General features: G+C 59.3%; 22 protein-coding genes. 9 read left to right on the top strand and 13 right to left on the bottom strand.

Translation table 11 applies throughout. The annotated features are described in order from the left end of the window. The first annotated feature begins 5 nt into the window (after window positions 1–5). Window positions 6–1277: a sensor domain-containing diguanylate cyclase gene (locus ACP2AU_RS07645; RefSeq protein WP_426375518.1), complete on the top strand. Its 1272-nt coding sequence runs from the start codon at window positions 6–8 to the stop codon at window positions 1275–1277. A gap of 58 nt (window positions 1278–1335) precedes the next feature. On the opposite strand, the gene ACP2AU_RS07640 is transcribed toward ACP2AU_RS07645, so the two are convergent. From ACP2AU_RS07640 to ACP2AU_RS07630, 3 genes are all read right to left on the bottom strand, one after another. Beyond that, entirely contained in the window at window positions 1336–2331 is a 996-nt protein-coding gene (locus ACP2AU_RS07640) for a methyl-accepting chemotaxis protein (RefSeq protein ID WP_426375606.1), read from the bottom strand. A gap of 484 nt (window positions 2332–2815) precedes the next feature. After that, entirely contained in the window at window positions 2816–4339 is a 1524-nt protein-coding gene (locus tag ACP2AU_RS07635) for a methyl-accepting chemotaxis protein (RefSeq protein ID WP_426375517.1), read from the bottom strand. An 11-nt stretch (window positions 4340–4350) separates the two neighbouring features. Continuing rightward, window positions 4351–4920, bottom strand: coding sequence for an SCO family protein (locus tag ACP2AU_RS07630; RefSeq protein WP_426375516.1), 570 nt, complete (start codon window positions 4918–4920; stop codon window positions 4351–4353). 206 nt (window positions 4921–5126) lie between these two features. Between ACP2AU_RS07630 and ACP2AU_RS07625 the strand changes: the two genes are divergently transcribed. Next, window positions 5127–6581 carry a hypothetical protein gene (locus ACP2AU_RS07625; protein ID WP_426375605.1) on the top strand — a complete coding sequence of 485 codons (1455 nt, stop codon included), beginning with the start codon at window positions 5127–5129 and terminating at the stop codon, window positions 6579–6581. Between the two features lie 18 nt (window positions 6582–6599). Here ACP2AU_RS07625 and ACP2AU_RS07620 read toward each other — a convergent pair whose 3' ends face one another. Beyond that, window positions 6600–8051, bottom strand: coding sequence for a rhomboid family intramembrane serine protease (locus ACP2AU_RS07620; RefSeq protein ID WP_426375515.1), 1452 nt, complete (start codon window positions 8049–8051; stop codon window positions 6600–6602). 224 nt (window positions 8052–8275) lie between these two features. Here ACP2AU_RS07620 and ACP2AU_RS07615 point away from each other — a divergent pair, with 224 nt between their 5' ends. Then, on the top strand, window positions 8276–8716 hold the full coding sequence (locus tag ACP2AU_RS07615; RefSeq protein WP_426375514.1) for an OmpA family protein: 441 nt from the start codon (window positions 8276–8278) through the stop codon (window positions 8714–8716). Between the two features lie 57 nt (window positions 8717–8773). On the opposite strand, the gene ACP2AU_RS07610 is transcribed toward ACP2AU_RS07615, so the two are convergent. The 5 genes from ACP2AU_RS07610 to ACP2AU_RS07590 form a co-directional block, all read right to left on the bottom strand. Continuing rightward, a complete protein-coding gene (locus tag ACP2AU_RS07610; RefSeq protein WP_426375513.1) occupies window positions 8774–9175 on the bottom strand; it encodes an MAPEG family protein in 402 nt (133 codons plus the stop codon). 1 nt (window position 9176) lies between these two features. Then, window positions 9177–9419, bottom strand: coding sequence for a GlsB/YeaQ/YmgE family stress response membrane protein (locus tag ACP2AU_RS07605; protein WP_426375512.1), 243 nt, complete (start codon window positions 9417–9419; stop codon window positions 9177–9179). Between the two features lie 72 nt (window positions 9420–9491). Further along, window positions 9492–10211, bottom strand: a complete 720-nt coding sequence (locus tag ACP2AU_RS07600) for a lysophospholipid acyltransferase family protein (RefSeq protein ID WP_426375511.1) — start codon at window positions 10209–10211, stop codon at window positions 9492–9494. A 49-nt stretch (window positions 10212–10260) separates the two neighbouring features. Beyond that, window positions 10261–10848: a class GN sortase gene (locus ACP2AU_RS07595; RefSeq protein ID WP_426375510.1), complete on the bottom strand. Its 588-nt coding sequence runs from the start codon at window positions 10846–10848 to the stop codon at window positions 10261–10263. After that, window positions 10845–12983, bottom strand: coding sequence for a marine proteobacterial sortase target protein (locus tag ACP2AU_RS07590; protein ID WP_426375509.1), 2139 nt, complete (start codon window positions 12981–12983; stop codon window positions 10845–10847). Before ACP2AU_RS07590 ends, ACP2AU_RS07595 begins: the two co-directional genes overlap by 4 nt. A 189-nt stretch (window positions 12984–13172) precedes the next feature. Between ACP2AU_RS07590 and pdsR the strand changes: the two genes are divergently transcribed. Genes pdsR through ACP2AU_RS07575 form a run of 3 tightly spaced genes read left to right on the top strand, consistent with a single transcriptional unit; the run spans window position 13173 to window position 17221 of the window. Continuing rightward, on the top strand, window positions 13173–13874 hold the full coding sequence (gene pdsR / locus ACP2AU_RS07585) for a proteobacterial dedicated sortase system response regulator (protein ID WP_426375508.1): 702 nt from the start codon (window positions 13173–13175) through the stop codon (window positions 13872–13874). A gap of 3 nt (window positions 13875–13877) precedes the next feature. Then, on the top strand, window positions 13878–15917 hold the full coding sequence (pdsS, locus tag ACP2AU_RS07580; protein WP_426375507.1) for a proteobacterial dedicated sortase system histidine kinase: 2040 nt from the start codon (window positions 13878–13880) through the stop codon (window positions 15915–15917). Beyond that, on the top strand, window positions 15914–17221 hold the full coding sequence (locus ACP2AU_RS07575; RefSeq protein ID WP_426375506.1) for a DUF3422 family protein: 1308 nt from the start codon (window positions 15914–15916) through the stop codon (window positions 17219–17221). Before pdsS ends, ACP2AU_RS07575 begins: the two co-directional genes overlap by 4 nt. Window positions 17222–17225: 4 nt before the next feature. Here the strand turns inward: ACP2AU_RS07575 and ACP2AU_RS07570 are convergent, their stop codons facing one another. Beyond that, window positions 17226–18005, bottom strand: a complete 780-nt coding sequence (locus ACP2AU_RS07570; RefSeq protein WP_011787095.1) for an ATP-binding protein — start codon at window positions 18003–18005, stop codon at window positions 17226–17228. 118 nt (window positions 18006–18123) lie between these two features. Here ACP2AU_RS07570 and ACP2AU_RS07565 point away from each other — a divergent pair, with 118 nt between their 5' ends. After that, window positions 18124–21063 carry a transporter substrate-binding domain-containing diguanylate cyclase gene (locus ACP2AU_RS07565; RefSeq protein WP_426375505.1) on the top strand — a complete coding sequence of 980 codons (2940 nt, stop codon included), beginning with the start codon at window positions 18124–18126 and terminating at the stop codon, window positions 21061–21063. A gap of 16 nt (window positions 21064–21079) precedes the next feature. Beyond that, on the top strand, window positions 21080–22051 hold the full coding sequence (gene cysK / locus ACP2AU_RS07560) for a cysteine synthase A (RefSeq protein WP_426375504.1): 972 nt from the start codon (window positions 21080–21082) through the stop codon (window positions 22049–22051). A gap of 3 nt (window positions 22052–22054) precedes the next feature. Here the strand turns inward: cysK and ACP2AU_RS07555 are convergent, their stop codons facing one another. Both ACP2AU_RS07555 and ACP2AU_RS07550 read right to left on the bottom strand, forming a co-directional pair. Then, a complete protein-coding gene (locus tag ACP2AU_RS07555) occupies window positions 22055–22318 on the bottom strand; it encodes a hypothetical protein (RefSeq protein WP_426375503.1) in 264 nt (87 codons plus the stop codon). Continuing rightward, complete coding sequence (locus ACP2AU_RS07550; RefSeq protein WP_426375502.1) at window positions 22315–23226, bottom strand: esterase/lipase family protein; 912 nt, start codon at window positions 23224–23226, stop codon at window positions 22315–22317. Before ACP2AU_RS07550 ends, ACP2AU_RS07555 begins: the two co-directional genes overlap by 4 nt. 220 nt (window positions 23227–23446) lie before the next feature. Between ACP2AU_RS07550 and ACP2AU_RS07545 the strand changes: the two genes are divergently transcribed. Then, complete coding sequence (locus tag ACP2AU_RS07545) at window positions 23447–24046, top strand: ATP-dependent zinc protease (RefSeq protein WP_426375501.1); 600 nt, start codon at window positions 23447–23449, stop codon at window positions 24044–24046. A gap of 1 nt (window position 24047) precedes the next feature. Here the strand turns inward: ACP2AU_RS07545 and ACP2AU_RS07540 are convergent, their stop codons facing one another. Next, window positions 24048–24935, bottom strand: a complete 888-nt coding sequence (locus ACP2AU_RS07540) for a DNA ligase (RefSeq protein ID WP_426375500.1) — start codon at window positions 24933–24935, stop codon at window positions 24048–24050. Window positions 24936–24938 lie beyond the last annotated feature (3 nt).

Here is a 24938-nt window from a genome sequence, read left to right as displayed (position 1 = left end):
TCCCTGTGACATCTTCATCGACAACATCATTGCCCGGCCTCAGCGCCGACGATTCCCTGCTGTTGTTGAGAGCTTCTGCCGAGCTGTCGTTCAGTTCCCTGTTGATCACCGGGCCGGATCACCGGATTATTTATGCCAATCCGGCGTTCTGCCGGATGACCGGATATTCAGAAGACGAGCTCGCTGGCCAGAATCCGGCCATGCTGCAAGGACCACTGACCGAGCAAAGCGTCATCGACAAAATGCGCAACGCGCTCGATAAGCGGGGCTCATTTACCGGCTCCACCATCAACTATCGTAAAAACGGACGGCCGTATCTGGTGGAATGGACGATTTCGCCGGTGCGCGATGATCACGGCCAGGTTCGGTATTTCCTCTCCATTCAAAAAGATATCACCCAACTTCAGGCTGAACAGTCCACCGGCAACCTGTTTGCGAAGGCCATCGATGCAGCCTACGATGGTATTTTTATTACCAATCAAGACGGCGTTATTGAATTTGCCAATCAGGGTTTTGAGATCATTACCGGTTACGCGCCCAACGAGGTCGTCGGCAGCAAACCCTCGATCCTGAAGTCCGGAAAGCACGACAAAACCTTCTACAAGGGCCTGTGGCGGCATTTGAATGCGGGGCTTCCGTTCCGGGCCATGGTGACCAACCGACATAAAAATGGCGATGAAATCCACTGCCAGCAGACCATTACGCCGGTCAAGAACGCTGAGGGTCGGATTACACACTTTATAAGTATTATCAAGGACATGACAGACCGGGTCTTTGAGGAGCTCAAACTCCGGGAACAGGCCTCGCACGACCCTCTTACTGGCCTGCTGAACCGTCGGGGCGGCGAGATCGAGTTGGATGTCACGCTGATGCAGGCCCTGGAAAAAGAATCGCCGTTCTCGGTTCTGATGGCCGACATCGACGACTTCAAAGCGGTGAACGATACCTACGGCCATGCCACGGGTGACGATGTGATCCGGATCGTGGCTGATATTCTGATGGACGAGACGCGAAAAACGGACAAGTGTGTGCGCTGGGGCGGCGAGGAGTTTATCGTTTTGCTGCCGTTCTGTGACCGGAGCAAAGCCATGGAGATCGCAGGCAATATACGAACTGCCATGGCCGGTACCGACATACCGGATGTCGGCCGGGTAACGCTGTCTGTCGGCGTTGCTGAATCAGGCCCGGACGACACCCCTGCCAGCATTCTCGAGAGGGTCGACCAGCAGCTCTACAGCGCCAAAAACAAAGGGAAAAACCGGGTAGTTGCCGATTGACCCACTCCACACCAGTGGGTCGTAGACTCCTCTTGCCGGGGTGATCATTACAGAAGATTCAGCACCCAAAACCTCCGCGCTCAAGTACTTCGGAAATCATATCGTCCAACAGTTCCAAGACCTCCGTAGAGGCAGCGTTGAGACTGGTAACCAGTTCCCGGCTCTGTTTTGCATACTCATCCGTGCTGATTTTTTTCTGATGGAATGCCAGTGCAAGCTTAAAAAGCTCTCTACCCGTTCTGTGTACTTGCGGGTGGGCGACAGAAACCAAACGGTCGGCACTGCGAAGCTGATGCATCGGTTTGGCATCGTCGCCGGCCAGAAACTGGCCAAGGCGACATTGGGTGTGGTCTTTGACTTCGGCTTCAGAGATTGCATTTTCATTAAAGATCGCAAAACGAATCAGCTTGTCGACCCAAACCACATGATCCCGTTTGGCGCTTGCCAGCACCAGGCACGGCGTTGACAATCGAATTCTACTGAAGACGCGATCGGCATCCTCCCGCAGAGGGCGAATGGCCTGAATCAAATCACTAAAAATACTCGCAAGTGCGTCGGAGTCCTCGGAATTGGAGTTCACCTGATGCGCCATATCGGCGGCCACCTGACTCTGCTGTTCAGCAGCGGCAGCAATCGACGTTGCCTGATCGTAATTGATATTCGATGATTCCCGAGACTGGTGTAAAACCTGCGCAACACGCTCTCGGCTTTCACCCGATGCCTGCACCGCTCGCACAGAATTCCCCAGCCGTGACTGAACCGACTCGGAGCCGGAAATAATCTGCGCGACAATTCCGTTTATCTCCTTAGCTGCGCCTGCGCTGCGCGCAGCCAACTGACGCACTTCGTCAGCCACCACGGCAAAGCCTCGGCCGGCCTCCCCGGCTCGAGCCGCCTCTATTGCCGCATTCAAGGCAAGCAAATTGGTCTGGTCCGAAATTTCGTTTACCGTGTTGGTGAGCGATTCAATACTACGAGTCTGCTCCGCCAGCGAGCGCATTTCCTCATTGGCCTGGGTCAGTGCAATATCCACTTCGGCCAAACGGGCCTCCATATCCTCAAGCGCGGAAATGGATTCCCTGGTGTATTCGTTTACCTGAGAGGCTTGCTCGAGCACTTCCTGACCTAAACCGCCCACCTCCGAAGCACTGGCAGACATTTCCTCAATGGCAGCCGAAAGCGTCTGCACATTAGCCACCAGGTGGTGAATACGATCGTCAAAATCCAGAGCGCCCTGCCCCAAACTCGAAATGTGTCGCGAAATATCGACTGACCCGTTCGCCGCCGCTAACTCCTTAGAGCGAGCCTCCACAAGATACTCGGCTAATGGCGCCAGCCAATCCGGGTACGCTCCCTGCATATCATTTTCCAGCAGGGATTTTATCTGCTCTTTTGCTCGCTTCTCTGACAAAAACATCTCGATTACTCACATAAATCCGGAAAGCCGAATGACGACGACTCTCTCACTTTGACAAACTTCAATCATAACCTTGGGCTGCTATGACGCCTAAGGATACAGATCAATTTTTAGTACCCTGTCAGGACAACCGATATCGCCTGATCAGCTCGTCCATTCCCACCACACTGTGCTCCAGGTCACCCGACATGGCTCTGACAACGTCCGCTTCTTTCGCGACCTCGCTGTTGCGTGTCGCCACCGAATGGATGTTTTCATTGATCTGCAGCGATGTAGCCGCCTGTTGTTCGCAGGCGGCGGCAATCTGGTTATTCATGCTGCTGACCGAATCAATGGCCTGCTCGATGCGCGTGATGGCGTCAGCGGCGTCCTGAATCGCCCGGTTGGACTCGGTCGACCGTGTTTGCCCGATTTCCACCGCAGCGGTTGTTGCCTCCGAGAGGTTTTTAAGCTCATCCACGGTGGCGCGGATCTCATCGGTAAACTCCTGGGTACGGCGCGACAGGGAGCGAACCTCATCAGCCACCACCGCAAACCCCCGGCCATGCTCACCAGCCCGCGCCGCCTCAATGGCAGCATTAAGCGCCAGCAAATTGGTCTGGTCTGAAATATCGTGAATGGACCCTGTAACCTGGGCGATCGACTCCACTTTCTCTGCCAGTTGAACGACCATGCGCGCGCTGTCCTCAAGCGCTTTGTTGGTTGCCTCCGTCATGCTCCGGGCACTGGCCATGGCCTCACTGCCTGCCGAAGATGCCTGGGAAGCATCAGTGGCTGCCTCAGAGGCCAGCTGCGCATTCTGCGCCACTTCCTGGACACTGGCCGACATCTGATTGGTAGCGGTCGCTACCTGGTCTGCCTGCTGCTGTTGCTCTTCAACGTACTGCCGGGTGGTTTCGCTGGCATTGCGCAATTGTTCGGAGTTCTGGCGCAGCTCCTGGCAAAAATCACGCATCTGCGCGACCAGGCCTGATGATTTTTCCATCATCTCGTTAAAGGAACGGGCACTGGCGTCGTTATCGTGCGCCGGCAACCGGCCAGACAAATCGTGGTCCTGATCAAAATCCCGGACAATGGCCATCATGCGGAAGGCCTGATTGCGCTCCCCCCGCATCTGCACGGCGAAGAACACCAGAATACCGGCCTCAAACACCACGAAGGCGGCGTGCAGGAAGGTGATACCCCAGCTGCAGCCATAATTAAAGATCATCAACGGCATACCGCCCACCTCTGCTTCAGAGAGCTGCAGTGCAGTCAATAGCAGATGGTGGGCAGCAATGGTGACGGCCGCTGCAATCACCGGCAGCCAGTCCCGGTAGATGATCACCAGTGCCAGGGCCGAAAATATGTGGAAATGCATTTCAATACGACCCATCTGGGCCTGAATCATGATGGCGGAAAACAGCATCAGGCAAGCCGCGAACAGAACCGAGCTCGCCCGGGTACCCCGGAACAAATAGTAGCCTGCCAGCGCCACCACGCCCACCAGGACCGAAGCCATCAGTGCAAAACCATGAGTACCATAGCCCCAGGGCACCCACAGCCCCACGACAGGAACGTGAGCCAGCAAGATGAAGAGCATTTGACGGTCGTTGACCAAAGCCTGCTCTCGCGTCAGATCCGCAATATCGATGTTATTTTCCACGTATCAATCTCTCAATGTCTCGACAGGAGCCGCTGAATGTCGTCCTCAACCCGCGCCAGGTCCAGGTCGGGAGAGGCATAAAGCAATTGGCGCCGGTTATCCGCTGTGACCGCGTAAATCCGGGCGCTGTGATCGAAATCGTAATGGTCACCGCTGCCGGTTTTACCGGCATACTCGGCAAAGCCCATGGCCAGGTTCTGTGCCGCAGCCTGGGATGCCGGTCGCACGGCGTAGAAGCCATCGCCCATCCCCGCCATAATCCGGTCAAGCTCTTGCTGACTGTCCCGTTCCGGGTCCAGTGTCACAAATACGAAACGCACCGGCTCGTTGGTCAACCGGCGCTGCAATTTCTTCAGATTCACCAGTTGCAGCGGGCAGACGGTGCCACAGTGTTGATAACCAAAGAACACCAGCCGAACCTGTTCGTTGCCGGGCCGATAACCGGGCAGTGGCGGCACTTCAAGATTGGTTTTGAATCCGTAATAGTTATTGTCCCGGGTAAGGTAGCCCACCACGGGAAACGCGACCAACAGGCCCGAGATCAAAACACATACCAGGGCAATAGCCGGAACTTTCTGCATTGCGGTTCATCCACGCCGTTTATGCCATGTTATCGGCTGCATCTTGAGAAACCTGATAGGGTTATCCCGAAATAGATCAGAAAAACATCCATTCAGAAGCCCCGTGTTCACAGGAGCATTCCCAACTGTGAACACTGCGGGTGCGGCACGGGATGAGTTCTGTCATCATTGGCGGCGGATTTCTGACGGATCAGGAACGGTCTCACGTGAAGCACGATTGTCATTACCACCCGGGCGACCCGGCCAAGTGGCATTGCGGCGAATGCCAGATGCACTACTGCAGCCGGTGTATGCCCGATGCCGACAGCCGACAGCGCCGGGCACTTTGTCCACGCTGCAGCAAAGCCATGCGCTATCTGGGTGCCGCCACAGAGGTGGTGCCGTTCTGGCAGCGTGTGGGCGCGTTTTTCCGCTATCCCTTCCACACCGATCCGTTGATGGTCATCGCTATCTGCACCCTCGTGCCGGTGATAGCGCCGGCCAATCTTGTGGGTCTGATCATCTGGCTGATTCTTGCCCTGGCCCTGTTCAAGTACACCTACGCCGTGATCAACCACACCGCCGAAGGGCATCTGAAACCGCCGCCGGTTTCGGTGGCGTTCACCGGCAGTGGTTTTGACATTGTCGTGCTGCAGTTACTGGTGTTTGTGTTGATGGGCGGCCTGGTGGGCGCCGCTGCCATGCTGGGCGGCCCCGTCCTGATGCTACTGGCGGTGGCGTTTGTGGTCCTGGCGCTACCGGCCAGCATTATGGTTCTGGCCATGGAGCGGTCCGTTGGGGCGGCGGTCAACCCCCTGAATCTGGCCGTGCTGATCTCACGCATCGGGACCCCTTACTTTCTGCTGTATGGCTACCTGATCCTGCTGACGCTCGCCTCCGGCGCCGCCCAGGACTTCGCGGTCAATCATTTCCCAATGTGGGTGGCGCAGCCTGTGGCCGGGTTCCTGAACAGTACCTTTACCCTGATCCTGTTTCATATGCTGGGGTACCTGCTGTTCCAGTACCAGGAAGAACTCGGTTTTGCCTCGGACATTAAGGACGATTCCTCAGAAACCGACCAGCACCAGCGCGATCGCAGCAGCCGGTTTGATGCGGATCTGGACATGAACCTGAAAGACGGCAACTATGAGCGTGTACAAAGTATGCTGCAGGAGGCTCTGAAGCGGGATCGCACCAATCCCGTCCGCATCGGCCAGCTGTACCAGCTGCTGACCGCGCAGAATGATGCTCAGGAGCTGTACCGCTACCATCCGAGGATGATGGCCTGGCTGGCCCAGCGGCACGACGGCGACGGGCTGAACCAGTTGCTAAAGAGCCTGCAGGCTGTGGAACCGACCTTCCAGCTGGATGACCCGGAACTGGCCGTGCAGTGCGCGGGCACTCTCTACCATCGGGGCCATCACAAGGCAGCCATCCGCCTGCTCCAGGATTTCCACAAGCGCTTTCCGGACAGTGACCAACTGGCTCCCGCCTACCTGATCGTGGCCCAGGCCCTGGCCAACGGCCTGCAACAATGGGAAAAAGCCAGTGCCTTCCTGTCGTTCATCAAAAAGCGCTGTGTGAAGCACCCTGCCCATGAGCACATTGATGTCTGGCTCGAGCAGGTAACCGCCCATCAGCCCTTGAAAGGGCCGAAGGCGAGTTTTGAGGTTCCCGACTGAAAACGTGGCGGCTGCGCCTCAGCCCTGGGCCGCCAGTAATTGACGATAGTGCCGTGCTTTAGGCTCCATCTGCAGTTTCTCGAACTCCGCCACCAGCAGCCGGCAGGCTTCGTGCACCATGTCTGGATCGGCACTGGTGCGCATTCGCTCAAAGGCCTTTTCGGCCACTTTGAAATCGTGACGTTTCAGGCTGGCGAACAGCACACGATTGTGAGACTCCGGCGGCAACGGGTTGTGAGCCTCGCCCTTGCTCAGGTATTCCTGCCAGAGTTCCACCATCTGTTCCGGCTGATGCCCCGCCATGGCCGCGGCCATCATTTCCTCGGTCCTCAAACGGTAGGCCTCCAGGTCCGGCCTTAATTTGGCCAGTTGGTAGAGATGCTGCAACAGCACGGGCCGATCCGGATAACGCTCGTGCAGGGCTTCGAACTGACGTTGGGCCAGTTCAAACTCCATTCGCCCGAGACTGGCCATGGCTTGCCCGTAGGCTTTGGTAAATTGCTCATCCTGGGCTTCCTGGCCAGGCTCAAAGAACTCCTCTTTGACCTGCAACCAACTCTGGCCCAACAACCATACCAGTCCCGCGCCGGCCGCAAGACCGCCCGCGTGGGCCATGTAGGCAATGCCGGTAGCACCGGCGAACCAGTAATCGTAGATTTCCTTACCCAGCCAGACCGGCAGCACGGCAATGGCTGGCGCCCGGAAATAGTTGAAATAGACCCCGAGAAAATAGAAAAAACGAATACGCTGCAGGCCGTATATGGCCACGTACATACCCATGAGCCCTGAAATGGAGCCGGATGCGCCCACCAGCGGCAGCTGGCTGCCTGTGGAAAACGCCGTGAACACCAGCCCGGAGAGCGCACCACACACCAGGTAGGCCACCAGAAAACGGCCAGGCCCCAATGCTTTCTCAACCGTGAAGCCCAGCAGGAACAGGAACAACAGGTTGCCGAGGATGTGGCCCCAACCTCCGTGCAGGAACTGGTAGGTAATCAGGGTGTACAGCGACAGTTTTGCCGGCACCAGCCCCAGCTGATAGGCACTCATCTGGCTGATCCACTGCTGCTCTATCGCCGAGCGCTGATCCTGCCACCGGGCACGCTCCGCCGGCGTCCAGATCAGCCTCTGGTTCTGCTGCAGATACTGGTAGAACTCGCGATCCAGCAGCAGCGTGAGCGCCTGCCACGGTTTTTCGCCGGTCTCCTGAAGCCGCTGGAACTCCTGCAATTCCAGCACCCGCTGTTGATTACCCTCGAAACGAATTTCCCGCTGCAGATAATCCTCATAGGCAGGCGCTTCCAGGGCCAGCAGATCCTGCTCCAGATATTGCTCCAGAGCCGATTCCAGTTTGCGGTCATCTCCGCCCTGATAGAACAGAAACACCAGCAGACAGGCCATGATCAGGCCAAGGGTTACCCAGGGGGGGCGTTTCCAGTTAATGGCATTTTCGGCAGGAATAATCAGCATGGGCGGTCACAATTCATCATAATCTGTCCCTGAAAAGCTGCTTTTTACCACAGCCGGGCCTTCTTTTCGCGGTGTAATCACACAGTCACACAAATGCCATTCAATCGATAACCAGAACACCCGGGTGGCTATCGACCATTCGCCAATTGCCGTTATGGCCTCCGACATCAATAGTGACGGAGACATAACAAAAACGCCGGGCTCTCGACTCGAGGAAGCAGCAGATGACCGTATTAGTTCTGGACACCCCCGATATACTGGCCGAAGCGGCACTCGCCTTCGCGGCCTCGGCCGGGCGTTTGTCCGCAGACGCCGACCAACCGCACCGAACCCGGTTCCACTATGGCTTCAACAAGCACACACTGGATGCTCCGGATATCGAAATGATCAAACGGCACGCATTCTACCTGAAGGGGCACCCCGGTGTGCGGATACGGATTCATGGTCATACGGACACATTTGGCTCTGCCGAATATAACCGTTTCCTGGCCCGACTCCGGGCCAACACCGTTGCCCGATTACTGATCCAGGAAGGCGTACCACAAAGCGCTATCCTGCTGGCCACCTGGGGGCCGGAACGTCCACTCGCCCGCCCCGAAGATCACGCGGCCAATCGCCGTGTGGAACTGGAATACCTGCGCCGCGATATCGCGCAGGCCCTGTGAATAACGGCGACAAAAAACGGGGCCCTAGGGCCCCGTTTTTATTCATTGCTCATGCCATCAACCGTACACTTGCCAGACATTCCAGAACAGCAACAGAGCCGCCACGAGTATGGCCAGCCAGGTCAAGAGAATGCCGATCATCCGAGCCAGGTGCGGCCCGCCCTTGCCGTTGATCATGCCCCAGGCGTGCAGGATACGACCCACCACCAGAGCCATGCCGGTCCAGTAGATCAGGGTACCGGAGACGCCATTGAGCTCCGCCAGCGCCAGCATGATCAGGCCCAGCGGTGCGTATTCCACAAGGTTGGCGTGGGCCCGGACGGCGACTTCGAATTCCCGGTCGTCGTTTACGCCCATTCCCTGGCGGTATTTCAGCCGGTATTTGACCACGTGAGCCGACAACACCAGCAACAACAGGCCGGTGACGGCGGCAAAAACAGCAGTAACGGGTACGATCATCTCAGCCCTTCTTGATCTTGTTGACAATGGCCAGCAGCAGGATGGCCCCTATGGTTGCCGTAACCAGACGGCCAATGGCGCCCTGGGCAGACAGCTGCAGCAGCCCGAACAGAAAGCCACCGATAAACGAGCCCACAATACCAATGCCAATGTTGGCCAATACGCCAAAGCCCTTGCCTTTCATGATCAGGCCGGCCAGCCAGCCGGCCAGACCACCAATAACCAGAAACCAGATCAGATTCATGTGCGATTCCCTCCAGATATCCAGATTCAGCGCCTGTGTAGCTCGAAAGACTGCCCTGTTTTAACCGGGTGTTCAAGCAGTTCCGTGGGTACCGGCAAGGCCGGCAATGGCTTCTTCCATTTGCTCGTGACAACGCTGCATCAGTTCGGGAACATCCTCGCGGCTCATGCCCTCGGTCTCGATGGGCGGCAGGATACGCACGGGCACAGGTTCTCTTCGCCCGGTCCAGCCGCTGGATTTGCCATGGTATTCACCGGCACAGACCATGGTGATGGGGGCTCCGGCAGCAATCGCCATGTGGAACGCCCCTTTCTTGAAACTCCCCAATCCCCGGCCGCGGCTTCGGGTGCCTTCCGGAAAAACCCAGATACTCTTGCGCTCGCGGGTAATGGCATCACTGGTGGATTGCATGGTGGCCACCGCCTTGGTTGCGCGGCCGCGATTGAGAATGATATTACCGCCCAACCAGAATACCTGCCCGAACACCGGCACCCACAACAGCGATGATTTGCCCACGGCCACGCCACGGGAGGGCATCAGATCCCCTACCACAAACAAATCATCGTTCTGCTGGTGGTTGGCAATAACGACCATGGGCCGGTCTTTCGGCATATTCTCGGCACCATATAGCGGTCGCTTCATGCCCAGAATACAGCGGCCCACCCGAGCCACCACCAACCCCAGCACCCGGTTGTTATCGGGATTGAAGGGCCGGGCAAGGTAAAGCAACATCATGACCAGGCAAACTACGGGGACGCTGAGCCAGGCCAGGAATTTTCGAACTAGCGACATTCTGATTGATCCAATCGACTGCATTTTGGCGCACAAGTGTACGCCAACTTTATAGGGTGGCAACAGTATCAATTGGTTTCACAATGAAATCCGGACGGGCCTCCACCACATAGCGCAACGGGCCAGAGGCATCCAGGCTGTTGAACGGGTAACAAGTAATCAGCAACAAGGTATTCCGCGCCAGTGACCGGGTATCAAGGATCTCTCTGGAACTGTCGACCACCCGCGTTGCCGTTACCTGATACTGGCGCCAACGGCTGTCCATGCCCTGCAACTTGACCACATCACCCGGTTCCAGATGCTGCAAATGGCGAAAGTGAGTGTCGCGATGGCCGGCCAGAATGACCGGCCCGCCCGGGCCGTCGCTGGCAGGCATACGCCCCGGCCCGAAGGCCAGACTCTCACCGTGCACACCCTCCAGAACCATCATGGAAACATCCCGGGCCGGTATATCCAGCTTCGCCACCGGCCAGGTATCGGCCCAGGGCCAGGGCCGGGCCTGGCTCTGCCTCGCCTGACTCTCGGCCCACGCCAGCTCCAGCATTTCCTGGGCCACCAGCGCCTTGAACGGAATCCAGAGACCAAAGACCAGCAGGGTGGCGGAACATCCCACCAATAAGAGCAGCGCCCGGCTCATAGGGTCTGCCTCCGGCTGAGCATGACGATGGCCAACGAGAACATCAGCCCCACCAGTCCCAGAGCCGTCAGCAGCGGGCCGAAGGTGGCGGTTTGTGGGTAACGCAGCATCCCCGACTGACTGCCAGCCGGCAGCAGGGTAGGCACAGACTCCCGGCTCAGGGTTTCGTCCCGGGGCCGGGAGGCCCGCTCCTCAATGGCCACAAAACTGGTAAACGGCGACATCACGCCATGCTGCAAAGACAATGCGACAATGGCATCTTCATCGGGCTCGCTGCCGCCCAGGCTCGCGGTATCCATCATGCCCTCAATCCGCCCCCGCGCCCACTGCCGACCCAGGCCCTGGCCCGGGGCCGCACTGGCCAGATCAAGCGCGCTCTGCCATTGCCGGCCACCGGGCAAACGGCCGGAGACCCACAGTTCGCCCTCCGCCGGTACGCCACGAACCACCTGCACCAGAGGCTGCCCCTGAAACAGGTCACCCGGCTTCACCGGCACGGGTTGCGCGGTGTCGCCCGGCCACTGAACACTGACATCGGTCATCACGGGTGCGTCCATGGCCGCAAACAGTTTGCCCAGCGCTTTATCCAGGTCTTCGGTGCTCTGCACCGCCGTGTATTGGCCCCGGCCCCAGCGTGCGGCTTCCCGCAGGAAGTGCATATTGGGCGCCGAGCCGATGGCAACGGTAAACAATCGACGGTCGTCGAGCCCGGTCCGGATCTGCTCGAACAGGGCCGACTCGTTGCCAACCGCGCCATCGGTCATGAACACCATCTGCTGCACATGGCCTGCGGACTCCGGACTCTTCATGCCCATCGCCAGCGACAAAGCGCCGGCCATTTCGGTGCCGCCATCGGCACTCAGGTTCTGCACATAGCGGCGTGCGCGTGCCCGATAATGGCCGTTGGCCTGCACCGGTTGCGGATACAAGGCGTGGGGCTGGCTGTTGAACTGAATGACATTGAAGCGATCGCCGGGGCGCAGAGTATCAAGCCCGCGCAACAGGGCCGAGCGGGCCTGCCGGATGGACTCCCCGGCCATGGAACCGGAGGTATCAATAACAAACAGCAGCTCCCGGCGCAGAACCGGGCCCGTGGTGGCCGGCGGCATCACCATGGCCATCAGAAAATCCTCTCCCTGCCATTGCTGGTGAAACAAGGCCGCCGTTGGCGCCTGATTGCCTTCGGGCTGCCAGCGCAGGATTACATCCCGGTTCATCACTATCGCCCCCTGTTCCGGCGCTACTTTGGCCCGGCTACCGTCCAGCTCCACCTGCAGGCGATGACTGGGGCTGGTGACTTTATCGAGTGGCAACCCCGCTTCAATCTCCAGCGCGATGGTGGCACGGTGGCTGTCGGGGCCCACTTCGTCAGGCCCCACGGTAAACGGGCTGATTTCGTTGGCGTCGGCAACTTGCGTGGTGGGCAGCGACCAGCCGGACCGCCAGGCACTGGCCGGCTTAGCAACAGGCTTGCCTGGCATATACCGGGGCGTCAGCGTGGTGGGCAAGCGCAGTTCAAATTCGCCATGGCGGTAGCTCACCGGTTGCTGGTACTGCACGTCCACCGTTACTTCCTCACCCGGCGCAATGTTGGCAATCCGGCTGGTGAACAGGTTGGGCCGGTTCTGCTCTACGGTCGCCGCTTTCTGGCCAGCCTGCTTCGCCTTTTCATACTCTTGGCGCGCCCGGGCCCGCGGCTGTAGCTGCCCCACTATCCGGCGGTCGCCCACGGTCATGGTCAGGCCATAGACGCTGGCTTGCTCCGGCAGGGGAAACACAAACACACCTTCCTGCCAGACATCGCTGGTGTTGCGAAAAGTGCGGGTCAGGCGTGTCTGTGCCAGCAGGCCGGTTACCTGAACGTCAAACCGGCTATCCAGTACCAGAGCGGGTTCCTGCCAGGCGCTTTTCTGATCCACCAGATACAGCTGCCCGGGTTGTTCGGCGTCCATCGCGCGGGCCTCGGCATACAACGGGTGTACGAACAGCATGAGCACCACGGCCAGCCATAGACTGATACCCTCGGCGCAGCGGATCATGGTTCGCCTGGCGCCAACCGATGGCGCCCGCTTCAACGGCTGATGATGGCATTCCGGCCGAACGGTCGGGGTGGCAAGCAGCGATAGCAGCATCATGGGAGGATCCTTGTGTTGATGGTGATGCCACTATTTCAACCCGGCCACGGGGCAACCCGATGGCAGAAACCGGCAGGCTGGCGATGAAAAATGATGAATTATGGCAATGGCGTCGACATCGCTTGTATGCCATGGTCAGCGTGATTAAATGACACGGCGATTTTGGCAACACGGCAGACTGAACCCACCATGAAAAAGCACATCGTCCTGATCGAAGATGAAGCCGGCCTACGCGATAACTACCGCGCCGCCTTCGAGCGCCGGGGGTACCGTGTATCAACCTACGGCGACCGGCCGGCCGCCTGGCAGGTGTTGCGCCAGAGCCTGCCCGACCTGGCCATCATTGATGTGGGATTGGGCGAGGAACCGGAGGGCGGTTTCACCCTGTGCCAGGACCTTCGCAGCCTGTCGGCCACCCTGCCGATTATCTTCCTGACTGCCCGCGACAGCGACATCGACTCCGTGCACGGCCTGCGGCTGGGCGCCGACGATTACGTCACCAAAGACATGAGCCTGGAACACCTTCTGGCGCGTGTCACCGCGCTGCTGCGCCGGGCCGAAGCCTGGGCCGAAGCACTTCAGAAACCCGATGATATCCTCCGCCGGGGCAAGCTGACCCTGAATGTGGACCGGATGACGGTGGCCTGGGATGGTCAGCCGGTGGACCTGACCGTCACCGAATTCTGGATGTTGTATGCGCTGGTCCAGCATCCGGGACACGTACGCAGCCGCGAACAGCTGATGGAAGCCGCCAGCACGGTGCTCGACGACAATACCGTGACCTCCCACATCAAGCGTATCCGCCGCAAATTTACCCGGCTTGATGATCAGTTCGACGGCGTCCAGACCGCCTACGGCATGGGCTACCGCTGGAATGCCCGTGAGGTCTGAGCTTTGAGTCTGAAACGACAACTGCTACTGGCCAGCTTGCTGATGCTGCTGATTCCCTGGGCCGGATTGCGCTTCGTGCTGGAACTGGACAGCGCCTTGCGACAGCAGGCACTGCAACAACTTGAAGCCCAGGGCACCCGGCTGGCAGACGTGGCCGGTGACCGGCTGCTGGATACGCCGGTGGCAAGCGACAAGAACGCAATTTACGCGGGTTCCGTGGACCAGGCGATCACGATTGATGGCTACGGTCACGAGTGGCCGGGATTCGATGACAGTGATCAGGCGGCGCATTGGCAGACCGATGGTTCGGCAGCTCCCGCCTTACGCTGGCAAGCCCGCCACGACGGCCAGTTTCTGTATCTACTGATTCAGCGCCAGGATCAGGGGTTGGCACTCTTTAACCCCGCCCGCCCTGGCCAGCCCCATGAACGTTTCGACCTGCGACTGCAGGCGCCGGCTGGCGAACTGGATTCCCGCGACCGGGAACAACACTGGTTCCTTCGCGCCGTTGCTCCCGGAACGGTGACGGTTTTCCAGGCCACCAGACCACCCACTCCGGATTCACGCTTGCAGGCGAGCTGGCAGGATAAAGGGGCAAGCTGGGAACTGGAACTGAAGCTGCCACTGCCCTCCCCGGGCAGCCGCCTCGGGTTCCAGGCAACACGAGCGGGGCAAGAAGACAAGGGAGCAGGCACGAAACTCACGCCACCACCCATACTGATTCAGCAGGATATCCGCCTGGAGCAACGCCTTGCGGGCCAGCTCAGCCCCGGCCAACAGGCGACCATCATGGAGCCGAACCGGTGGATACTGGCCCACAGACGGTTGGCTGCGCCACAGCCCAGCTCAATGTTCGAGGACCTGTCCCCAGGGCAGATCGTCGAACAGATCACGCTTAACGCCCTGAGTGGGCTGATTCGGCTGTACCAACCAGAGCCGAAAAAATTAGCAACCGAGTATGGCCGCCGGGAAGCCATCGAGTTACCGGAAAATGGTCTGGTCCGGCACAGCGACGGTTCGGTCTGGCTGGCTAGCCGTCACCAGCTGTTCGGTGGCCGGACCCTGTTGCTGGAGCAGTCTCTGGATCAGCTCCTGACCTTGTCCGGTTCGACCCTGGGCAGCGTGCTGGCCCGGAGCCTGCTGATCATTCTGGCGCTGACGCTGGTGCTGCTGGGTTATGCCAGCTGGCTGTCCTGGCGCATTACCCGGCTGCAGGCGCTGGTTCAGGCCAGTGTCGACGACGATGGCCGAATTCTGAGCCCTATTCCCTCACCACGGGGCCGCGACGAGCTCGCGCAGCTGCAACAACACTTTGCCCAGATGGTGTTGCGCCTGCAGAACTACAACGAATATCTGGAGAGCTTTTCCAGGCGCCTGTCCCACGAGCTGAAAACCCCGGTTGCGGTGGTGCGCTCATCCCTGGAGAACCTGGCTCTGGGCGGACCCGAGCAGAATCGGGAGCCGTACCTTGAACGTGCCGCGGCGGCTACCGAGCGCCTTCGTCGTATCCTGCACAGCATGAGCGAAGCCGCCCGGCTGGAGCAGAGCTTTGAAGACACCGACAAAGAACCGTTTGACCTGGCCTCCGTGCTGGCCGAAGCCACCGCAGCCTATCAGGCACTGGATAGCGCGCACCGTATTATCTATTCCGGGCCGGCGGCTGATTGCCTGATAAACGGGTCGCCGGAAATGCTGGTCCAGATGCTCGACAAACTGGTGGATAACGCCCGGGACTTCACCCCTGAAAATGGCCACATTGAGGTTCGGCTGCACACCCGCGACGGCCATCACCTGCTCGAAGTATTCAACGAAGGCTCGCGCCTGCCCGACCATGACGGTGTCGATATTTTCGGTGCGTTCGTCTCTCAGCGCAGCGGCACCCACGACGGCCATTTAGGCCAGGGTCTGCTGATCGTGCGCCTGATTGCGGACTACCATGGTGGCCGGGTGGAAGCCAGAAACCAGCAGCGCAATGGCATTGACGGAGCCTGTTTCCGGGTTATCATCCCGGCTACCGACGCCAACCCAAGGACATCACCGTGAGTGCAGATACCCGCAACCTGGATTTCCACCCGCTCCGGGCGGACCTTTACCAGGAACTTCACTCCCGACCGTTCCAGATCATCCCGCCCCATGCCAGGGTTACGCAAATTGCCGTGATCACCACACCGGATCAGCGAACCCGGCAGTTTGAGCACCTGCAGAAACTGCACCGGTTACTGGGCGAGCCCTGGCCGGAACAGGAAGTGAGCTGCTATGAGCAGAGCTTCGGGAGACTGCGCATCCGGCGGGAAGTGCACATGGAGTTTACCTCCTACACCTTCATCAATCTGGCCGATTCCGACGCGGATCCGTTTGCCGAAACCGGCCTGAGCCTGTTACCAGACGGCTGGCTGGCGCAGCTGGAGGGTACTGTAGTGGGCGCCTTTCACGTTGAGGTGCGCTCCTCCTCGGAGGACGCCCGCAGCGAACTGGCGTTCATGCGCAAACACTTTGAAGGTATGCGCCTGGTGGGCAGCAGTCCGCAAGAGGGTGCAGCCCGGGTGCTGGGCTCGTTCCAGTTGCACAGTGACAATTTCGGGCGGTTTATGGTGCTGAATCACCATATGTCCAACAGCCAGCTTGGCCGTCTGATCCAGCGCCTGATGGAGATCGAAACCTATCGTCTGATGTCGCTGCTGGCGCTGCCGGTCGCTCGTGAAATTACACCGTCACTGAACGACATGGATCAACAACTCGCCCGCATCACCCAGTCCCTGGCGGACAACGAGAGCCTGGATGAACAACAGATTCTGGCCGAGCTGACCAACATCGCAGCCCGGATTGAAGCCTACCGTGCCCATAGCACCTTCCGGTTCTCGGCGACCCGGGCCTATCACCGGCTGGTGCTGACCCGATTGGAGGAACTGCGGGAAGACGAAGTCTCCGGCCACCTGACCATCACCGAATTCATGACCCGGCGACTGACCCCAGCGGTAAAAACCTGCGAAGCCGTTAACGAGCGCCTGGAAGATCTGTCACGCCGGGTCGACCGGGCCTCGGAAATGATGCGCACCCGGGTGGAGCTGGCCATTCAGAGCCAGAACCAGCAACTACTCAGTTCCATGGACCGCCGTTCCCGCATTCAGCTCATGATGCAACATACCGTGGAAGGCTTTTCCGTGGTGGCCATCTCCTACTACCTGATTGGCCTGCTGAAACTGGGCCTGGACGCCCTGAAAGGTACCGGTGCGACCATCAACGAACCACTGGTGACCGGCCTGGCGATACCGGTGGTGATGGTGCTGGTGTTTATCGGCATCCGCACCATCCATCATCGCTTCATCCGTATGGCCCGCCGGCAGTAGCGGTTCAGCAGAACCGGGGGTCGCCGGCGAACTGGCGGTAGAACTGCTGGGCGGTGCGGCCATTTCTCACGCCCTTGCCGGTGGCAAAGCGCACCGCCTCCAGGTGCAGAGCTTCACGGTCTTGCACCTGGGGAAACAGCAGATCCACCGCCTGCAGATAGACATCCTGCGAGAACGGGTAAAACGACAACTGAAGACCGAACCGATCCGCCAGCGACACCTGCTCCTCAATGGCTTCGGCCGGATGCAGTTCGCCATCCCGGACTTCGCTTTTCAGGTTGTCGCTCATGAATTCCGGCATCAGGTGGCGCCGATTCGAGGTGGCATAGACCCGCACATTCTCCGGCGGCAGCTCCAGTGAGCCTTCCAGCACACTTTTCAGTGCCTTGTACCCGGATTCCCCCACATCGAACGACAGGTCATCGCAATAAATCACAAACCGGAACGGCAGCTCGCAGATGTCGTCGACGATTTCCGGCAGGTTGACCAGGTCGTCCTTGTCCACCTCGATCATGCGCAGGCCCTGATCGCAGTAGCGGTTCAGCAAGGCCTTGATCAGCGAAGATTTGCCCGTCCCCCGCGATCCCCAGAGCAGGACGTTATTGGAGGGTTCACCCGCCAGAAAGCGTTCGGTATTCCGTGCCAGCGCCTGCTTCTGGTGGTCAATGCCGGTCAGCGCCGGCCACTGCACCGGGTCCAGCCGGCGAATGGCCCGCAAGCCTGAACGGTGCCTCCGCCAGACGGCGGCGGGTGTGTGCTGCCAATCAAACGCCTGTTCTGCCATGGGCTGCGGTTCCTCGCTGAAGTTTTCACAAAGTCTGTATGAATTCTGGCCAGTTATGACTGTCAGAGGTTACGATTTGCAACTACACTGTCGCGGTAAGCAACATGGAAAGTTCATTTTGACATTCCCCACGTTTTCAACGCTACAGCGCCCGGTCACAGTCGTATCCCGGCTGCCTTTCCTGGCCCTGATGCTGTTGCTGGTTGTTGCCGGATTCGCCCGGGCAGAGGCTCCTGCTGACAAGCCACCGGTGATTACCATCGGCGTGGTCGCCGATAACGAGCCATACACTTTTTTCGAAGGGCGCACCCCAACGGGCTTCTCCATTGATGTCCTGCGAGAAGTCGCCCGCAACGCCAACCTGACCTTTGATTTCCGGGCCGGCAGCTGGCCAGACATTTACGCGGCATTCCTCCAGGGCGATCTGGACGCCATTGATGGTATTTCCTGGCGCCCGGAGCGGGCTGAAAAGATCCTGTTTACCGAACCCTACCATTTTCGCGAAGTCTACCTGATGCGGGACAGCGCCCGTTACCTGCCCCCAATCCAGAATCTGACGGACCTGGAAGGCCTTAGGATCGGCGTGGTGGAGAACATTTACTACCTGGATCGGCTGCAGGACGAAGACCTTACCATACAGACCTACGATACCCTGCCCAGCCTGGTGCGGGCTCTGGCCTTTGGCTGGGTGGATGTGGCCGTTGGCCCACGCCTGACCATGGAGTATCTGGCCAACCGGGCCGGCTTCCGCTTTCTGGAAATGGCCGGGCCAGCGCCCCTCGACCAGCTATCGCGGGAGGATTTCCGCCTTGGTGTCAGAATGGGCGACCAGGCCTTGCTGGACCGTTTACAGGCGGGCCTCGACGCCATTCCGGCCAGTCGCCTGAGTAATCTGCGCGAGCGCTGGCAGGAATTCGGTGGCGTTTCCACAGAACGATCCGCCAGGCTGCCCTTAAGTTCCGAACAACTGCAGTTCCTGGCCACCCTCGGGCCGGTTCGAGTGGGTTTCATGGACGATTACGCCCCCTTCAGCTTTACTGATGGCGGCCGAACTCTGGGCCTGAGCGTGGACGTTATGGATCGTCTGGCCGACCTCACCGGCCTGCAGATTATTCCGGTACGCGGCCAGTGGGAAGAGCTGATTCCAATGCTGCAGAACGGCGATATCGACATCATGGCGAACATGTCCTATCGCCCGGAACGGGAAGCCTTTGCACGTTTCACCGAGCCCTACCACACGATCCCCAATGTCATATTTACCCGCAGTGACGGCCTGAACTACACCCGGCTGGAAGACCTGAGCGATTATCGCCTGGCCATTGGCGCCGGCATCTATTACGAAGAGGCCGTCAAAGAGATTCTGGGCACAGACAACCTGCGAACCTTCAGTGCTCAGGAGCCCATGTTCCAGGCTCTGGCCAAGGGCGACGTGGATGTGGTGATCAACGCCCTGCATTCGGGCAATTACTGGATACATGAACTTGGCATCAGCGGCGTGCGTATTGCTGGCGAACTGGTGCTACCCGGTTTCACCGGAGAGGACCTGCGCTTCGGTATCCGGCCGTCCCTGTCTCCGCTGGCGGACATCCTGAATCAGGCCCTGGCGTCCATCTCTCCCACCGAACAGAGAACCATCGAAACCCGCTGGCTCGGCGCCACGGCCCGGCGGGCAGACCAACAGGGCGGTCGGATTGAGTGGAACGAAACGGAAGCCGACTGGCTGCAACAACACAACCGCAGAATCCGCATCTGCGTCGATCCGGACTGGAGCCCACTGGAAGCCATCGAGAATGGCCAGCATGTGGGCCTGTCGGCCCAGGTGCTCGAGCTGTTCCGGGAACGGGGCGACCTCAATTTCGAGCTGGTGCCAACCGACAGCTGGCGCGAATCCATTGACGCCGCCCGCGACCGCCGCTGTGACATGTTCCCTCTGGCCATGGAAACCCCGGAACGCACCGGCTACATGAACTTCACCACCCCCTACCTGGAAGTGCCCAACGTCATCATGGGGCGTATTGAAGCACCGTTTATCGAACGGCTGAGTGACATGGGCGACAGGCCCGTTGGCGTGGTCGACGGCTACGCGTTTGCCGAACTGCTGAAGCAACGCTATCCCACGCTGCAGCTGGTTCCGGTTGGCTCGGAGGAAGATGGGTTGCGGCAATTACAGAATGGCACGCTGGCTGGCTACATCACCACCCTGGCCACCGCCAGCTATTACATGCAGTCCCTCGGCCTGGCCGACCTGAAAGTGATCGGCCGGGTCCCTGCCGACTGGTCCCTGGCCATTGCCACCCGGAATGACGAACCCATACTCAACAACATCATGCAGCGGCTGGTTTCCAGCCTCACTCCGGAGGAAAGAGAGAATCTGGAGAGCACCTGGCGTAATCTTCGGATTGAGGAACGGGTTGATTACACCCGGTTCTGGCAGATTCTGATTGCCGGCCTCGTGATTACGGCACTGCTGGTGTACTGGAATCGCAAGCTTGGCCGGCTGAACCGGGAGCTGGCCGACGCCAACGAAGCATTGTCACGACTGAGCGTAACCGACAACCTCACCCAACTGGGCAATCGCAGCTATTTCGACCGCGAGTTTCCCCACAGCTTCCAATGGTGCCAGCGCCACAAAACCGGATTCGCCGTGGCCATGGTGGATGCCGACCACTTCAAGAGAATCAACGACACCTGGGGCCATGAAGCTGGAGACCAATGCCTTCAGGCGCTGGCCGATGTCATGCGGGAGCACTTCCGCCGGGATACCGACCGGTTGTCGCGTTTTGGCGGTGAGGAATTCATAATTTTCACCAGTTACGAAGACGCATCCGATATCATGGAGCGACTGGAACGTTTCCGGGCAGCGGTTGCCAACCGGCAGTGCGATACCTGCCAGGGCAGCGCGATCGAGCTGACGGTCAGTATTGGCCTCGCCTATGGCGTGCCCACGCCGGCCGGTTCGCCGGCCGAGTATCTGCGGCTGGCCGATCAGGCGCTCTACGCCGCCAAGGGCAATGGCCGAAACCGCCTGGAAGCCAGACAGACCGGACGCAAGACATAAGGAACAGGAGCAGAACATGGCACGCATCTATAACGACAATTCCTTTTCCATCGGCAATACACCGCTGGTGAAACTGAACCGGGTAAATGATGGCGCAACCATCTGGGCCAAGATTGAAGGCCGCAATCCGGCCTATTCGGTCAAATGCCGTATTGGTTCCGCCATGATCTGGGATGCCGAAAAACGCGGCACCCTGAAACCGGGCATGACCATTGTCGAGCCCACCAGCGGCAACACCGGCATTGCCCTGGCCTACGTCGCGGCGGCCCGTGGCTACAAACTGGTGCTTACCATGCCGGCATCCATGAGCCTGGAACGACGCAAGGTTCTCAAAGCGCTGGGCGCAGAACTGGTGCTGACCGAGCCCGCAAAGGGGATGCCGGGCGCCATCGCCAAAGCTGAGGAAATCTTCAGCTCAGACCCGGACAACCACTTTCTGCCCCAGCAATTCCAGAACCCGGCCAATCCCCGGATTCACGAAGACACCACGGGGCCGGAAATCTGGAACGACACCGATGGCGAAGTGGATATCTTCGTATCGGGTGTTGGCACCGGGGGCACATTGACCGGTGTTTCCCGCTACATCAAACAGACCAAAGACAAAGCCATTACCACCGTAGCGGTAGAGCCCGCGGACTCACCGGTGATCGCCCAGACACTGCGGGGAGACGAGATCAAACCCTCTCCCCACAAGATTCAGGGGCTTGGGGCGGGCTTTGTGCCCAAGAATCTGGATCTTGAGCTTGTTGACCAGGTAGAGCCTGTCACCAATGAAGAGGCGATGGCCATGGCTCATCGCCTGATGCGGGAAGAGGGCATTCTGTGCGGGATTTCCTGCGGTGCAGCGGTTGTAGCGGCCGTTCGAGTCAGTCGACAACCGGAACACCAGGGCAAGAACATCGTGGTGGTGCTGCCGGATTCGGCCGAACGCTACCTGTCTTCAGCCCTGTTTGCCGAGACCTTTGGCGAGCTTGAGAATCAGCAGTAATCCTCACGGCTGGCAGCCCGTAAGCCTGGTTGCCAGCCGCCCCGCCATTGCCACGCTTCCATAACTCAGCCTCGCAATACCGTGGTGCCATACCCGAACCACTCGCGCTCCGGGCCGGGTAACGGGCACCGATTCCAGTATCCGGAAACTTTCCTCGGCCACCGACAAATGAACCCGCTGCAGTTTCACGGCGCCGTGTTGCACGCCATGGCCCAGAAGATCTGCCACGCCCAGCCACCAGTGCGCGTTGCCATCACCGTTTTTCATACCAACCAGTCCTCCAGTTGTTGGCACACCACCGCATGGTGGGCCAGGCGAATGTGATCCACACCCGGGAAATTCGCACAGCCCGCCAGCTGCCAGCCGGATTGGCCAGCGCCTTCGGCACTGGCCTGCTGCACAAGGGCATCGCCAAAGAGCAGATTTACGGGGTGTTGTTGGCCGCGCAGCAGCAGCCCGCTGACCACGTAATGCCGGGCCTCCGGTAACAGTGGTTGCGGTTCCATACCGGGCTCCAGAACATCGCCCCGGGACAGGTTACGGATGCCCTCGCTACGCAGGTCGATTACTTCACCGATCACCTTGAGATAGTCCCTTGGACGTTGGTTAAGCCAGTCAGCCGCTTTGTGGGCACCCACCGCCAGCCAGGACCCATCGTGAGGTGAGCCGATGTAAACGCAATCCGGTTTCAGAGTGACCCAGGAATGATCGTTCACTACACCATAGTGGCAGGCACTCCGAATCAGCAGCCCGCCCATGCTGTGCCCAATCAGAATCAGCCGCTGTACCGGAACAGGCCAGCTGCTGACCAGTGATTCAAGCAGGGCCGCCAATTCCTGGCCGTTGCGATAAATAGGCCGGCCGGTATTGAAGCGCAGTTTCAGGGCGCTGGTATCACCAAGCTGTTCCGCAAGGTGGCTGCCATAGTGGTACCCAGGCCGGGAGGGAAAATCCCACACTGACTCCAGCTCCATGAGGCCGTGAATTGACAGGCACAAGGTACGGCCGGGCGTCTCGGGTTCCGGTTGCTCTACCCGCAGCTCTTTATCTCCGGCAAATACGGACATGGGGAGGGCAAGAACATTGCCACGGCGCTCCAGCCAGTCACCAAGAAAGCCACTGGCGATTGCCGATACCTGTTGCTGAATACGCCCCGCCGGAGCCTGAGGTGCCATCAATCATTCTCCCGTTGATAACCCCAGTGTACGCCAGCCGGAGACAATTTCTATGGCGTTATGCGCACCATAGCCCGGCATACGGGCGAATGCGGCTCAGAGCCTCGGCTCAAGGAAGCTTAATCTGCCGGCAAGGCGATAAAGTGGGAATCCTGATACGATTTCAAAGCAGATTTACGTTATGCCACTGTTGACCGAGACAACCCAAGGGAGCCTGTCAATGCGATCTGCCGTTCTCTTTCTTACTCTGACAAGCCTGATTCTTTCTGCGTTGCCGGCATCGGCCGAAAGCACAGAAGAGGCCTCGCCAGAACCCGAGGTTATGGGATTTGTGGAATGGGTGGTGATGGGCGAAACCGGCATACGCCTGAAAGCCCGCCTCGACACCGGTGCCAAAACCTCTTCCCTGCACGCGGTCAATGTGGAGCCGTTCGAGAAAGACAGTGAAGAATGGGTCCGGTTCCAGCTACCCCTGGGCGACCACGAAGACCAGCCCAGTGAAGGAGAGATTGACCACGAAGAGGTGATTCTCGAATTCGAACGGCCGGTATACCGGACCGTACTGATCAAACGTAAGGGCGCACCGTCCCAACGGCGATACGTGGTCAAAATGGACTTCTGTATTGGCGGCAAAACCCACGAAACCCAGTTTTCACTGACGGACCGGGGCAAGTTCTCTTATCCGGTGCTGCTGGGCCGCCGTTTCATGCGCGATGATAATATTCTGGTCGACTCCGGCCGCAGTTTTATGGTCGAAAACGAATGCGAATACAGCACCCTTGAGGAGCTCGCCGAGAGCAAGAAGGCACTGGCAGACTGAACTATTCCATATGTTCCGGTTCGTCATTACGAATTCTCAGAAAACTGGCGAACCGGGGTAACCCTGTTGCCGTAAAGCCGCGATAGCGGAATGTGACCCGCGCCCCGATGGCCGGCGGGTGGCGCCGCTCAGCGTCGGTGAACCCGGTCCCCAGCCGGAACCGGCGACCGCTGTCCAGCTCCACCTCCAAGGCGCCCAACAACCCCTGGTATTTGCCTTTGCCCGGTAAGTGGCCAACCACCGTGGCCTCGGCATCTTCATGACTTTTTACCTTGAGCAAGTCATCTGAACGCCCGGCCTGATACCGGCTTTGCCGGCGTTTGAGCATCAGCCCCTCGCCACCGGCTTCTTCCGTTGCCTGCAACTGCGCCATCAGCTCATCGTGGCTGGCCACCGCGCGCTGTTGCACCAGCACCAGGTAATCGGAACGAGCCTGCAGCACCAGCTGTTGCAGGCGCCGATAGCGCTGCTCGAACGGTACATCTGGTGTGGGCAAATCAAACACGTGAAACCGCACCTCGCGCCACTCCCGGCCCACCGGTTGCACCTTTCGAACCACGCCGGACAACTCGGCAAAGCGCCCGCGACCGCTCCACAGTTCACCATCCAGCGGCTGTGAGGGAAACTGACGGGTAAACCAGTCCGGTGCGGCGTACACGTGCCCACCCCGGGACCATAACTGTTTGCCATCCCAGTACGCCCGGACACCATCCAGTTTTTCACTGACCCAGTAATCCCCCAGGTTAACCCCCGGATGATAAACATTGGCAAGAGGAAGGGCCGGCGAGCGGCCATTGGCGTGCCCAAGCGATGCCGAAACAGCAGATACGAGGGTAACACTGAGCGCCAGAGCGATCGCCCTGGCGCTGGTAATAGTTCGACGCGGCATAAT

The sequence above is a fragment of the Marinobacter sp. VGCF2001 genome (genome assembly GCF_049943275.1).
Lineage (GTDB): Bacteria > Pseudomonadota > Gammaproteobacteria > Pseudomonadales > Oleiphilaceae > Marinobacter.
Note: the sequence above shows the minus strand (reverse complement) of the source record. Positions and strands in the feature narration are given on the sequence as shown.